A 14,429-nucleotide genomic window follows, 5' to 3' on the forward strand; every position below is an offset into this window, starting at 1 on the left:
TATAACGTTACAGGGAGCATTACCTGGCTGTGATAAGCACCAGACGCCCTGTAACGCAAACTATAGGCCGCAGGCAGTTTACGCAGAAATCCTTATGATTTTGATGCAAAATCAAGGGGAAATTTGTATTTTTGCAGAAATGGACTGTTTCGATCGTTCGGTTGCTTCCAGCTACCCCAGGACGTACACGGTTACGCCTCTTTGCACACCGAATTGACGTGCAACGTCCACGTTTTCAACGAACAGATCCAATCGGCTGCCGAGAATGGCCGAGCCCGTATCCTCGGCGGTCCGATAACCAATGCCTTCAATATACACCTTCGAGCCGAACGGAATGACCGACGGGTCTACCGCGACGGTACGTCCTTCCTCGACATAGGTGCCGCTTTTCGTTACTCCATAGGCCGGATCTCCGGGTACTTTACCTGTTGATTCGTACCCCGCGGTATAGGCGGTCAAGGTGGAGGTTATAACATGGCTGACGGTGATCTCGCCTTCCCCTTCGGGTAAACGAAAGCCGGGAATGTACAGTCGCTGGCCGATGTTGATTTGTGCCGCATCGGCAAGATGATTCGCTTCCGTCAGCTCCTGTACTCCAATTCCAAATAGCCGGGAAATCTTATAGAGGGTGTCCCCTTTCTTGATCACATAATATACGCGCTGTTCGGCAGCGGGATTCTCATTAGCCTTCTGCGACTGAGGCTGTGGCTCCGGTGCAGCATTAGTGGCCCTTCCGTTCGACACGATGTCGGCTTTCATGCCGCCGGTGTCAGCAGGGGATGACGGCGCAGCTTGATCGGGCGCGCGCTTAGGCTGATTGCAGTAAGCCTTTACCTCCGGTGTCCCGGAGGATGAAGAGTCCCTGACTGCCAGCCGGGTAAGTGCAGGCTCGGCCGGCCGGCACGCTTGCCGCACCTTCGAGCGCCTAAGCACCTCAAGCGCTTCCGCTCGGGTGATCGGCTCCCCTCCGCGGAAGCTCTCTACCGTGAAGGAGTCATCCTTCCCCTCCGCCAGCTCATTGGCCATCACGAAGATGACGGCAGCTTCGCCTTGATAAGAATAGCCATAGACCCCCGCCATGAGCTCGGCTACACGGAGCCGCGTCAACTGTAGGGCGCGTTTCTCAAGGCTGTTCGTGCCCATGACCGGATAATTCAGCTTATCCGCCTGCGTATACAGGGCATCCGCCCAATGGGCTGAGCTGCCCTTGGACACGGCCTCCGCTGCTGCCGGCGGGTTGGCTGCGTACACTGCCTCTGTAACGGGGGTGGACCGAAACAGCATGGCCAGAAATTCCGCCTCCGTCACCGGCTTGTCCGGCTGGAAGGTACTATTTTGATACCCCTCGGTTATGTGGTTCTTGATGGCCCACTCGATCGCTTCAGCCGCCCAATGACCTTCTGTATCTATAAAGCTTGCCGATGCGCGAACTTCCGCAGCCGGGCCGCACATCGCGCTGATCAGTAAGAGCCCAGCAAGCGCGCGGGCGGTAATGCTGTTTGACCCCATATCGTCCTCCCGATGATTCGCTATTGACTTCGTCGAACATTGTACTGGAAGGTTCTGGATTCGTCAATCGGGAGGGGGATCATATTTATTCAACCGGAGGACAACCTACCTCTTTTAACAAAGAATTGGTGCTTTCCTTCAGCTTCTGTAGATGCTGCTGAAACCCGCTCGGGTCTCTGTTAGCGCCGCCGGCATTATAGGTATTCACTTCACGTTGATTCTGTATTACATAGGAAGCCATAATTTCATTACAAGCTGCTTGCGCCTTGTTCGGAGAAGAGGGAGCTGTGGCCACCGGCTCCGGGCGCAGGTTAAGTGAAGAAACGTCTGTCACAGAGGTGACTGTGATTGATTTCCACTTTTTGGTAAACTCATGCTCCGGAAGCTTCTTGTTCAGAAATAGCTCCGCATCCGAACGCTGTACGGAAGTGACATTCATAACCTGGTTATTATGGATGGTGTATACGACTAGCATATCCAGATTGACATCTCTCAAAAATCCCGTTAAGGCTATGATCCGGTCATTGTTCCTGTTCGAGTCGCCTGCCATCTGCAAATCGATTTGCAGGTAGGGGCCTTGCTCATCAAAGACGATTCTCGCGTTTCTTGCGTCGTAATCTTTCAATTTTGCATTTATCTTTTGCAAAATGCTTGTGAAATTTCGGCTGGGATCCGGAAAGGATAGTTGAACCTGGTAATTGCTTTGATCCCACTGGACGGAAACGCCAGCTTGCTTCAAAAGATATAGGGGAACTACGGTCCGCCCGTCATGGATTACGGCAGGTACGTCCTCTGCCTGAAGCACCTTGCCCTCCATTAAAACTCGAACGATGGGATCCCCTTTGTAATCCCCATTGATGCCGGAAGCTTGCACGGCACCGGCACATCCCATAAGCAGGCAGAGTAAAGCAGTCATTTTTTTTGCCGACATTTGATTATCCCCTTTGTTTAGGATGGACTAAAACTATTTCATATGCCTATTCATTCCACATTGCCGCTAATGAAACCTGCCGATGGCGGCCTTGCCGCCGTACGGACTTACGGCAAGGATGGCCTAGGCTTAGCGCTTGGCGCTTCTGAAGCGGGCTCGTTCCCGGCAACGGGCCTTGCTGCAGGTTTGCCTTCATCGGGCTTCTGGGGGTCCATGCTCCTCGGAACCGGCTTCTCTTCAAGGTCCGTATGAATCAGGACATACTTATCCTGTTCCCGGCGGTACAGAGCGCGAAGCACGCTGCTGCCTTTCTTCGGTCCCTCGATAGCGGGTCGTATTACTTCGATCTCGCCGTTCTTATGTAACGTGAAGCTGTCCGCTTCCAGATCGAGCAAGGGCTCCAAGCCGGAGGCTTTGACCTGCATAAGCAAAAACCTCGCCTTCCGCTGGGCGGAAGCTCCCTCAGCCAGCAGCAGCTGCGGTCCGTTCGGGTCCGATCCTTCCATAGAGCGAAGGGAGGCTGTGCGAAGCGCGGGCTCGATGGTCATGTCCATGAGCAGCGGGGCCGTGCCTTCGTCGCTCGGCAGCTCCGCCAGAAACAGCCGGGTGCCGGCTTCGTTCAACGCGACGGCTTGAGCGGAGCCGTTACGCCCTGTCAGCCGTGCCGCTGACGTGAGCTTGCCTTTGGCGCCGGCATTAGCCAAGAGCTTGAACGGATCGCCGGCAAGCATTCGCCGCTCCGCCGAGGCGATGGCTTGAGACGTATCCGTCAGGGAGCCCAGCGTACGATAGAGTGCGATGGCCTCCTCGTATTTACCCGACTTCTCCAGCGAAGCGGCTGAAGCAAGGCGCTGCTGAAGGATGGACTGGATGTAAGAGTCCGCTTTTCCGCCGGATGGCACCCATATCTCATATTTCTTAAGCTCGCGGGAGGCATCCAAAAACTTACTCAAATCCTGCTTTTCGAGGATCGTGAGGGTGCCGATGGCGAGCCTTTCTAGCTTGGGAGCCACCCATGGGGCTTCCCAGCCTTGCTGTACATAGAACTGCCGGAGCTCTTCTCCGAGAGCCCACACCTCGAGATAAGGCTTCGAACGGGCGAGCGCGTCGAGCCTCGCAATATCACGCGCCTGCAGAAGGGCGTCGACGGCTTTCCGCTTCGCTGCATCCCCGCCGTAATACATGGAGGGGATGCGGATCAGCTCGGCAGCCGAAGCACCGGCGTCTTCGGCCGGCTTCATGCTTCGAAGCCGCTGCTCCGCGGCAGCCCGCGCTGCCGAGAAGGCGTCCGCCAGCTGAGCTTCCAGCTTTGCCTCCTCTGCAGCACCAACAAATCGTTCTCCGGCAGCGGCCCCAACAGCTTGATACTTCTTCTTCGCCTCTTGATACTCATTGTATCCCTTCACGAGTCCGCCGACATCCTTGGCAGCCGCAGCAGCCGTTATAGACCTCGATAGCGAGTCCACCGACTCAAGCACCTGCACAATCGGTGTCAGCTCCTCCAAGGCGGCACGGATGTCCTCCTTCCGGTAATCGAAGCCCCAGGCTGCTTCCGCTTGCCGATACAGCCTTTCGGCCTCCACTAGCCGTCCGGCTGCATGGTAGGTCTCCGCTTGTTCATACTGCCGAACGGTTTGCACGGCACCATAGGTTTTCAAGCCGGATAAGGCGAGCATGACGCCGAGGCTTATCGCTGCAGTCCACTGCAGCCGGTTCGCGCGTTGATATAGATTTCCCATGGTCATTCTCCCGCTCTCTTCGTCTGTTCGTAGGCGGCGTCCGGCTCTTCAGCTTGAGCGGCCGGGGGGAGGGGACCATAGCGCCGGTTCCATATTTGCTCGACTTGACTGAACAGCTCGCGATCGACCGCTGCCCGTTCCGAGGCGAGCAGGTGCAAGCGCTGCAAGCGGTCCTCGGGAAGCCGTTCGGCGTAATCAAGGACGAGCTCCCGGAAGAGCGGCAAGTGAGCTCTGACACGCAAGGCCGCACCGGCGGCAGCGATAAGAATCTCTTCTCCGTAAGGCAGCCGCTCGAATTCCTGCCGGTATTTTACCGTGTATTCGATGGAGGCACGGCCGATCAGACCCGGCTTAACCCGGCAAATGTCCAGTAAGTAAGCGGCGAACTCCCCGTCAAATCGTTCGGGAATCAGCGAATCGAGCTCGAGGTCCATGTCGCTTCTCAGAATAAACCGATTGAGGCAGGCCAGCTGCAGGATGCGGATCGGATTATCCTTCAGAAAGAAACTGATCTCGCGAAATTTTTCATACGCCGCAGGATAGTTGTCTTGAGCGAGGTCGGATTCCGCCTGTTCGATATCGTTCAACAGGCCTTGTCGAATTTTTTCGTAATTTTGCAGGAGTGAGCGTCGAATCGTTCGTCTAAGTAGATAAGGGGCATAATGACGGCGAATCAAGGCATGCACAATAAGCAGCACGACGCCGACGAGTAAGGCGGCCGCCATCTCCATAAAGCTTCGGGAGGCAATGTAGGCGGCGGTGACGATGGTGCCCAGGATCAGCACATCCGTTTGTGCGCGCTTGCGTTCTATCACCTTGGCGATTTCGGTTACCGGCTGCCACGTCTCTCCGCCGCAGCCGGGACAAGCCGAAGGATTCAAGCTGCTGTAGGTGCCGCACCGATGGCATTGCCGCAGCCGGTGAAACAAATAGGCGGTTCGTATGAGCTTAGGGAGTCGTACGGGTATCTTGGGACTCATGGGATCCCTCCTGGAAACGCCCTGCCAATTGTTGATCGATTTGCTCGAGCGTCATGTCGTGTTTTTTATAATAGACGAAGGTGAGCCACCGTACCCCTGCAAAGCATACGGCAGAGATTAGAACGATCAGGGTTAGCATAACATCCTCCTTGGGTCGTTGTGAGCATCTTAAGAAAAACGTAAGATTTGAGAAAGTTTTTCTTAATTAGTACCAGGTAATATAAACAAATACAAGCGATGTTGAAACCATTTTACATCCAGATTCGTCAAAATACTACAGATGCGCCACAAAATGGTGAAACGGCGCTTGCTTGGAGGAAAAGGCCTATGCACGTAATCAATAAATCGATGGTTACCCTACTATCACTTCTTCTTGCCTTACTGTTATTTGCTGCTGCCGGAGTCAGTGCGTCGGATCCGAACGGCAATGTACGCATGGATGCAGTGCTTTCCGTTGATGTGAGCACCTCTATGAACGAGAGCGACGGCAATAAGGTGAGCTACGAGGCGGTGAAGCTGTTCGTCGATATGGCGTCGGTAGAGGGGGACAAAATCGGCATTGTCGCTTATACAGATCGAATCATGCGCGAGAAGGCGCTGCTTCAAATGAAGGGTCCGGCCGAGAAAACGAGCTTGAAAGCTTTTATGGACCAATTGGATAGAGGACCCTACACCGACCTTGCCGTCGGCGTCGATGAAGCCTTGAAGGTGTTGGAGAATGGGGCCGATCCGTCCCATACTCCGGTGATCGTTCTCCTGACGGACGGCAACAACTCGCTGCCCCCGGGCAGATCGCAGAGCGACTCGGATCGGCTGCTTGCAGAGGCGGTCGGCCGGGCGAAGACCAAGGGCATTCCGATCTATACGATCGGACTGAATGCCGACGGCCAGCTGAATCAGGCGGTGCTGGAGCGGATCTCGTCCGAAACCGGGGCGAAGACGTTCGTGACCAGCTCGGCAAGCGAGCTTCCGGGCATTCTGAGCGAAATTTACGCGCGTCACTTGAAGCTGAAGGTGGTGCCTCTTCAAGAGCTGGTCGGCAGCGGAGGGTACCAGGAGGTGCCGATTGAGATTCCGAATGCAAGCGTGAAGGAGGCGAATGTCTCGATCATGTCCGGGTCGCCGGTAGAGGTCAAGCTCCTGGACCCGAAGGGTCAAGCTGTCGCCATTCCGTCGAACCGCGTGGTGCACTCGGTATCCAAGGCCTATTCGATGGTCAAGCTCGTACAGCCGGAGCAGGGGATGTGGCGTCTGCAGGTCAAAGGCGCACCGAAGGACCAAATTAAGATATCGCTCGTCTATAACTACGATTTGAAGCTGACGATGGGGCCTTTGCCAAACAAAGCCTGGCGCATCGGAGATGAGGTTCCGGTTACGGCTTACTTGGAGTCGGGCGGACAGAAGGCGAACGATCCGGAGCTGTATAAGCGTTTGAAGGCCACCCTTATCGTAACGGACCTGCAGACCGGACAGTCCGAGGAGCTTCCTTTAACCCCCGGCTCTCAGGAACTGAAGGGCAGTTACAAGCTGCCGCAGGCCCATGAATATGAAGTGAAAGTCAGAGCCGAAGACGCGGGATATACAAGGGAATCGGCACCCGTCAAGCTTACGGCGTCAGGCGGCTCCCAGGCATCCCCTGTTCCCTCCGGCGAGGCGGCGAATGGAGCCCGCTGGATATGGATCGCTGTAGGTATCGTTCTGCTGGCCGCAGCCGGCTTGTACGTTATGGCTATATGGCGCAAGGCAAACAAAGGGTTCGTGGGGCAAATCGTGATTGAAGTGAAGGACGAGGACACGGGGGAACGAACCACGCCGCAATACCGGAAGCTGAATGCCTTCAAGGGCAAGGTTACGCTGCACCAGCTGCTGCAGCTCGCTCCGGAATTGGCGGAGACGAAGGGTATCATCCTGCGCCCGGGTCCGGGGGATTGTCTGCTTCTCAGTAATATGACAGCCTGTGTGATTGAGAAGGGCGGCAGGGTGCTGGATGCGGCATCAGGCAAGGAGCTTCGTGCCGGAGACCGGGTTCGCATCGCATTAAGCGGGGTCCACCGTTCCGTTGTCCTCGAATACATGAAATAAAGCGACACATTGTAAAACACTTATGCAGCCCACGGGAGGTTACTATATGAAAGCAGTCGTAAGAGAACATATTCAACAGCTGGACGTATCGCTTGGCGGTGGCATTGTCAGTGAAAAAATCCGCGTAGATACCATCGACAATCCGATGCTCGTGATCGGACTGGGAGGCACCGGCATCGATGCGCTGCTGAGGTTGAAATATCAGGTGAATCGAAGATTCAAGCTGCCGGAGGATCCTTATACGAAGAAGAAGCGGGAGAAACCCGCCAATATTGAGTTTCTGGCTTTTGAGACGAATGAGCATGACCGGGGCAAGCGTTACAAAGGGATCGGTCTCGATCCGATGACGGAATTCGTTCTGCTGGCCAACGCCGAAATCGGGAGCGTGCTGCAGAACCGCAGTCTGATTGAGCCATATATCAAGGAATGGCTCTCCCCCGAGTTGACGATTACGGACGGCATCAATGGGGCCTCCGGCGTCCGTCAGGCGGGCCGCCTGCTGCTATTTACGAAAATTGTACAGGTCGTGCAGACGATCGAACGCAAAGTCAAGTCCTTGATGGTCGGCACCAATAAGAAGCTGATGGTTTTCCTGCTTACCGGCCTGTCCGGCGGCACCGGCAGCGGCTGCTTCCTGGACATTTCTTATATCGTCCGAGGCATTCTGGAGCGAGACTATGGGTCGGCCGGAGTCGATAAAGTGAGCATTCTCGGCTACCTGTTCACACCCGACGTGAATTTGGCGAACAAGAGCCTGACGGAGCATTCCCGGGAATACATCAAGAAGAACGGGTATGCGGCGCTGAAGGAGCTCGACTATTGGATGAACGTGGATGAACGCGGAGAGCGGTTCAAGCAGCAGTACGGCAGCATCCTGAACGTGCAGTCCCCGATGCCGCCGTTTAATTTGGCTCATTTGATTTCGGCAACGAACCTGGAGGGGAAGCTGCTGGAAAACGCCTACGATTACTGCATGAACGTGACGGCCGAGAATATTACGAATTTCATGGCCAGCGAGCAAAAGCAATCCGGCGAGGAGTTTGCCATTCACGACTATATCAGCAACATTCGCACCAACATCAACCAAATGCCGAAGGCTTATGCGGCGAATTATCAATACAACATTCTGGGCGCTTCCTCGGCGGTGCTGCCGATTGAGGAAATGACCACCTACCTTGCCTATAAAGTGTTTCAGCGCATGGAGACGATGTTCCAGGCCGGACCGAAGCAGGAGGACGTCGAGAAGCTGGCTCATAAGCTGGCAATCGATCCCGATTCGCTGCATCGCGAATTTGACAAGCGTGTCCCCGAACCGCTGCCGGGCTACAAGAACAGCGAGCGGCTCAGCTACACGAACGTGGTGAAGCAGCAGGTGGTCGATCTGGATACGGAGCTGGAGCAAAGCTATTTATCGAAAGCGCGCGAGGAGTACATCAAGTGCCGTAAGCAGCTGCCCGGAGAGATCAAGGAGCGGTTTGCCGAGCAGATCACACGGGTGTTCCTGCATCCGGAGCAGGGGCCGTTCTATGCTTCCAGGATGATTTTGCAGGACAAGGGCTTCTGTCTGCTGAAGCTGATCTCTTCGTATATCGAAGCGATTAAGGAGAATTTGCTGAGGATCCCCCGGGATCTTCATGCGGCGCAGGAAAGCGCACTGGATAAGCTGAGCGAGGCGAAGAGCGCGTTTATTTCCAAGGATCGCAAGAAGGATGCTTATATCGAGGCGAAAATTCAAGAATATTTGCTTCACAGCGACCGGGAGCGCATGGAGCAGATGATCGAATTCTATGAGGATCTGTATACCTTGATCAACCAGGACAACACGAGAATCTACCAAGTATTCACGGAGCTGCTGAACGAGCTGAACCGGATCTTCGAGAAGAACGGGCAGATTCTGATGAACGGCGAAGAGCAGATCGACCATAAGGGGAACAAAACATACTACTGGAATGTCGTCAGCGTACCGGACATGGCTTCCATGATCGGCCGAATGACGGAGGACCGCAATGCGCAGGAGCTGATTCGGGATTTCACCCGGGCGCTTCTGGAGAAGGCGAACCAGTGGGTGAAGGAGCAGGAGGTCGACGTTGTCGGTTCCATCTCCGAATTTTTGACGGAGCATTTCGGTGAACTGATCACCAAATCGATGGAGGAATATTTGGTGATCCAATACGGTCACGAGGATTCGCTGGAGAAGCTTGTCGAGCAGAAAATCGCGGGCAGGCTGTATGAAGAAGCCAAGCCGGTGTTTCATTTGACCAATTCTTCGGGGCATTTTAACTTTCCGTCTTGGGGCTTCGTGTCGGTGCCGGTGAAGGCGCCGAATATATTCAAGGGCATTCGCAACTTCCAGGACAATGCGATTGCCAACTCCCGTTTTACCATTAAGGAAAGCGAGGTTCGCAACCGTATTTTCTGGCTTAACACGCAGAACGGCGTACCGTTGTTCTTGTACACACCTCTGAAGGTGTATGAAGAAAGCTACGAGCGCTCGATCCTCGAGCCGGAGGGCATCGGACGGCATCTGGTTCAGACGGAGAAGGTCAATTGGACGTATTTGCCTTCGCCGATCCCGGAGCGGTCCTGGGGCGACACCTACGTGAACGGCAGAATACGCGGCTATAATGCGGAGGTTCGCGTTATATTCGATAAGGCTCTTGAGCAAGGAATCATTCGGGAAAAATCGGTCGATAGCGGAACGATCCACCGCTACGAATGCGTCGTGACAGGATCGCTTGATCTGGAACGGAAGCTGTCGGCTTACGCGATGCAGCTGCACGAGGCTCGTCCGAACCTAAGCGAGGTCAAGCGTTGTGCAGGTGAACTGCGCGGGCTGCTGGAGCAGGGTCTTCCTTCGGAGAAGGTAAGGGATATTTTCGGCAGCATTAATGAAGAGATGGCCAAGGAGAACTTGATTCGATCGCCTGAGCTTCTTCAGCTTGTACGGGAGGAACTGGAGAAATACGAGCTGCTGCGTCGGCAGGTCGAACGGCTCGATCAGGTGCTGGGAGCGCACTTGGACGAGGAGCGGCTCATGAAGCAATATATCGAAGCTCAATATACCGGAACCATCGTCCGCAGAGGTGCTCTTTACGTATACGATCACTCGCCGGAGGAGGATCCTTGGGAGCCCCTTGCCAATGTCATGCAGGCTGGCAGGTTTTTGGATTTTCAGCTGTACGGCAAGCTGCGCGGGCTCGACCCGAAGCAGAAGGCCCAGCTGCAGCGCAAAAGCTCGGAGCGAAGCCGCAGTATGACAGCGTCCGAGGATATCGCCGGCCTCGAACAGAAGCTGCAGGAAATGTCCGAGGTGTACAGCGAAGCCAAAGCGGTATTGGACTATGATCGCGGCGATTATGCGGACGGCGAAGAGATGTACCGCTTTTACAAGGATATGGCCGGCAAAGTAAGCGAGATGGTACGAAGCTTGAAATAAATCGAAACCGGGCCTATGTGTCCGGGAGGAAGGAGGAGTAGCGTTCATGGAGGATCGCCTTGCTGCCTGGGCGGCGGAGGATAAAGAGCTGTGGAAGCAAAGGGAATCGGGAGATAGCGGGAGGCGCATGCTTCAAAAGCCCCTTGTCTTCCTGATTCTCGGAGATCGGTCCGGGTCGGCGCTTGAGCATCTGTACGAGCACCAACGGACACAATGGACGCATCCCGAAGGGGTAAGCTATTTATTTGTAAGTACCACTGAGCCGGAAGCCGGTGGCAAACCGGCCGAGCATGTACTGCATTGGCAGTATCCGCTGCCGCAATCGGGCGAGGGTAAGCGCAGCACCCGTGCCGAGCTGCCAAGGTCGCTATATGAGCAGGAGACGAGGCTCCGGCAGCTGAATGTCGTTCTACGTCAGCTTACGGGAGCCATTGGGGATAAGGGCAGGCTGTACGGTTCCCTGCAGCAGGTGCATCTGGCCGTGGTGGTAAGCGCCGATGATCCGTATAGCTGTTTGCTGCCCGAGATCACCGTATTGGCCCGAACCGTTCTTGCGGGAAGCTTCCGGTCCGTATCCGCCGACTTGTTCGTACTGATGCGGGAGAAGCAGACTCGGGAAGATTATGCTTACGATGCGGCTTTGACCGTCAGCTTTCTGAAGGAGCTTGAGCTCATGCAGAGCCGCACCTTCCGCTTCGAGGCGCCGCTTCTGGTTACGGCCGACGGCATCAAGCTTCAAGCGGAGCATGCGGCGTCACCTCTCTTTGAGACCGTCTATCTTCTAGGTGACAAGGATGAACGTGGACTGTTCGCTCGGGACAATGCGGCTGTCTGCAGTGAGATCATCAGCCGGTTAAGCTTCCTTCGCTGCCGGCAGCCGGAAGAGGCTCAGCCGTCTTACAGCCAGTATAATCATCAGCTATTACTCCGGAATCTGATGTCGCCCGGTGCCTCTCAGCCGCAGCTGGCAACAGCGGGGCTCGCGAAGGTTGCCCGGCCGGACCAATCCATCGTCTCCGCTGTACTGTTGAAGCTGCACCGTAGACTTGTGCAGGTGTTGAAGGAACATGAGCCCGCAGGGCAGCGTGAAGCCTTGGCGGCGGCGGGGCTGGAGGCCGATCATGCCCGGGAAGTTGTGGATGCGCTGCTGCAGCGGTTCCCCGATCCGGTGGAGGAGATGCGGGGGCTGCTGTATGAGCCGCTTTCGGAACAAGGGCTGGGTCGCGCCACGCTGAGGCAGGCCGAAACGGCGTGGTTCGGCACACATGCCCGCGATTTCTTCGAACGACTCGCCGAACGGCTTCGCGAGGAGCTGGCGGCGGATAGCTTCGCAGAACGCCTGAGGCGGCGAATAGGAGAGAATGTGGTTGCCAATCCGCGCTTCGGACTGTGGGCAGCCTACCGCTGGACCTCTGCGGACGACCGGCAGGGGATCGCTTATGCTGTAAGCGAGTGGCGGAAGGAGCTCGAGCATCGACTGGCTTCCGGCCGGGCCGAGCTGGAAGCGGCCTATGAGGAGAGCCTGACGGAGCTGGCACCTTATCGCAAGGGGATGCTTCGCTGGTTTGGGGGCAGGGCGTCCTTGAAGGCTTTGGTCGATGCGCTGCTGCAGCGGGTGTATCGTCTTAGGCTTGAGCTGCTGAAGCTTAAGCTGAAGCGGGAGCTTCTGGTACGGTGTGAGCGGATGCTGGAGGAGCAGCATCAGCTGCTCGGGAGTTATGTGGAACGGCTTGGGAATATAGAGCTCCAGCTGGAGGAGGCATGCCGTTTGCATGCTTCGCAGGCCGGAGACGGTATCGGCAGGAATGTACAGGAATATTACGGCCATGCCGTAGAGCTCATCGGCTCTGAGCTGGAGACGCGATGGGGGAAGCGGTTTGAGCTGGACGAACGGCGGATGGGCCATGTTACTGCGTATCTCGATGCCGGTAATGATGCTTACCTTAAGAGGCTGATGCAGATGGCCGAGCAGGATTGGTTTGCCCATTCCTTGTTTCGCCAGCCGTTCGAGCGAGAGCTGCTGGAGCGGGCCAACGTCAATATCAGCTATGAAAATCGGCAGGTGCTTACTAAGGAAGAGCTGTATGAGGATTTGTGCAGCCATCTGGAGCAAGAAGCAGCTGTTCGTGCCGACGTATACCGTTTTACCCAAAAGCACCGTTATGAGGAAAGCTACTTGTTCGGCGATGCCGATAGTGAGCTGATCCGCTACGCGCTTTCTTCGGCGGAACGGACGCAGGGGAAGCTCGGCTGCATCCATGACGGGCAAAGGCCGGGAGTGGAGAAGCTGAAAATTATGGGAGGCTTCCGCACCGAGGATCTTATGGTATACCGCAGCGGAGAGCCGCTGTACGAGCAGTATGTAAAGAACGACTACAAGCTGCACAGATTTGATTGGGAGACAATGCTTGGACTTGGGCTGAATGTTCAGACGGAGGGTGGAGAAAAGGACGGATGATGCGGCGTAAAATAAATGGACTGTTTATCATCCTTAGCGGGGCAGGCGCTATAGCCGGCTGGGCTGCAGGAGAATGGATGCTTATGCAGCTATCGGGCACACTCGGGGATGCACTGCTCATGGGCTTATACTTTGGCACCCTTGCTTTCTTTATTGTTCTGGGCGGCCTGCTGGCCGAAACGATAGCCCCCCGGCTGAACGGGGCGAACTGGCGATTGCGGTATGCGGGGGACGGATGGAAATGGCTGGTGCCCGCCTCCTTCGCCCTGCTGCTGGCATCCGGGACGCTTATGCAGTGGGCTTACGGGTTTGATCTGCGACGAAGCGCCGAACCGCAGGATTACGTGGTGCTGCTCGATATGTCGGAAAGTATGAAGGAAACCGACCCGCAAATGGAAAGCCGGAAGGCGGCAGCGTCGCTAGTGGAGAGTATAGCGGCCGATAAACGAATCGCCATTGCTCTGTTTAACGAGAAGGTGTCGTGGCTGCAGCCGCTTGCTGCTGTAAAGGACCCTTCCGTGAGACGGGATATAGTCACCCGCCTGGAGCAGGCGGCGGCTCCCGCTGGACAGACGGATATTGCGGGCGCGCTGCAGCAGGCGGCTCTGCATATGATCGAGAGCGGTACGGTGAAGAGACGCGGAGCCGTCATTCTTCTTTCGGACGGATACAGTCCGACGGATGTTCCGGCCGTAACGGCCCCTTACACGACCGCAGGCCTGACCATTCATACCGTCGGTCTGGCCGCTGCAGGCAATGAGGAAGGAAAGCGCCTGCTGCAGCAGCTGGCGGAAGCGACCGGCGGGTCATTTCGCCATGCGGATCAAGCGGCGCTTGTGCCGGAGGCGTTCGGTAGCATCTACTCCTCAGAGCAGCAATGGCATCTTATGGAGGCGAGGGGAGGCGGCGAGGCGGACAGCTTGTACCGGGCCGCAGCCCGCGTGGCCGGTCTGCTCTTGCTGGGGGGACTCATGGGACTATCGCTCGGCATCGTATTCGATCATCGCCATCTCGCTCGAAGCTTCCTGATCGGCGGAGCCGTCGCTGGCCTGCTGGCCGGCCTTCTGCTGGAGCTTTCGCTTCCGCACGGCAGTCCTGTTCTAGTCCGTGCCGGCGCGGATCTGCTTCTGGCCGTAGGACTATCCGCCTCCACCTTCCTTTACGGAGTGAAGGAGAACGACGGGGGCGCAGGCATGCGACCGTTCAAGCGAAGCGGTCACCCGCCTGCCCCTTCGAAGAGCGCGAATACGTCCATAGACCGTGCCGGCAGTCGGTTCCGTTAATGGACTGGGGA

Annotated in this window: 9 protein-coding genes; 4 read left to right on the top strand and 5 right to left on the bottom strand. The window is 56.2% G+C overall.

What is annotated here, in order from left to right:
• Window positions 1-171: 171 nt before the first annotated feature.
• The 5 genes from QMO62_RS02315 to QMO62_RS02335 all read right to left on the bottom strand — a co-directional run bounded on the left by QMO62_RS02315 (window position 172) and on the right by QMO62_RS02335 (window position 5,298).
• Complete coding sequence (locus tag QMO62_RS02315) at window positions 172-1,509, bottom strand: 3D domain-containing protein (protein ID WP_284638443.1); 1,338 nt, start codon at window positions 1,507-1,509, stop codon at window positions 172-174.
• A gap of 85 nt (window positions 1,510-1,594) precedes the next feature.
• Window positions 1,595-2,440, bottom strand: a complete 846-nt coding sequence (locus QMO62_RS02320; RefSeq protein ID WP_284638445.1) for a stalk domain-containing protein — start codon at window positions 2,438-2,440, stop codon at window positions 1,595-1,597.
• A gap of 107 nt (window positions 2,441-2,547) precedes the next feature.
• Complete coding sequence (locus QMO62_RS02325; RefSeq protein ID WP_284638447.1) at window positions 2,548-4,179, bottom strand: hypothetical protein; 1,632 nt, start codon at window positions 4,177-4,179, stop codon at window positions 2,548-2,550.
• 2 nt (window positions 4,180-4,181) lie between these two features.
• A complete protein-coding gene (locus QMO62_RS02330; RefSeq protein ID WP_284638449.1) occupies window positions 4,182-5,159 on the bottom strand; it encodes a hypothetical protein in 978 nt (325 codons plus the stop codon).
• A complete protein-coding gene (locus QMO62_RS02335; RefSeq protein ID WP_284638451.1) occupies window positions 5,128-5,298 on the bottom strand; it encodes a hypothetical protein in 171 nt (56 codons plus the stop codon). Before QMO62_RS02335 ends, QMO62_RS02330 begins: the two co-directional genes overlap by 32 nt.
• Window positions 5,299-5,486: 188 nt before the next feature.
• Between QMO62_RS02335 and QMO62_RS02340 the strand changes: the two genes are divergently transcribed.
• The 4 genes from QMO62_RS02340 to QMO62_RS02355 are packed head-to-tail and all read left to right on the top strand — an operon-like array spanning window position 5,487 to window position 14,418.
• Window positions 5,487-7,241, top strand: a complete 1,755-nt coding sequence (locus tag QMO62_RS02340) for a vWA domain-containing protein (RefSeq protein WP_284638453.1) — start codon at window positions 5,487-5,489, stop codon at window positions 7,239-7,241.
• Between the two features lie 46 nt (window positions 7,242-7,287).
• A complete protein-coding gene (locus QMO62_RS02345) occupies window positions 7,288-10,677 on the top strand; it encodes a tubulin-like doman-containing protein (protein ID WP_284638455.1) in 3,390 nt (1,129 codons plus the stop codon).
• Between the two features lie 46 nt (window positions 10,678-10,723).
• Window positions 10,724-13,135 (top strand): hypothetical protein, encoded by a 2,412-nt coding sequence (locus QMO62_RS02350; RefSeq protein WP_284638457.1) that lies wholly within the window; start codon window positions 10,724-10,726, stop codon window positions 13,133-13,135.
• Window positions 13,132-14,418, top strand: coding sequence for a vWA domain-containing protein (locus QMO62_RS02355; RefSeq protein ID WP_284638459.1), 1,287 nt, complete (start codon window positions 13,132-13,134; stop codon window positions 14,416-14,418). The genes QMO62_RS02350 and QMO62_RS02355 overlap by 4 nt, the downstream gene beginning before the upstream one ends.
• The last annotated feature ends 11 nt before the right edge of the window (window positions 14,419-14,429 follow it).

The sequence above is a fragment of the Paenibacillus silviterrae genome, assembly GCF_030167925.1.
GTDB classification, from domain to species: Bacteria; Bacillota; Bacilli; order Paenibacillales; family NBRC-103111; genus Paenibacillus_G; species Paenibacillus_G silviterrae.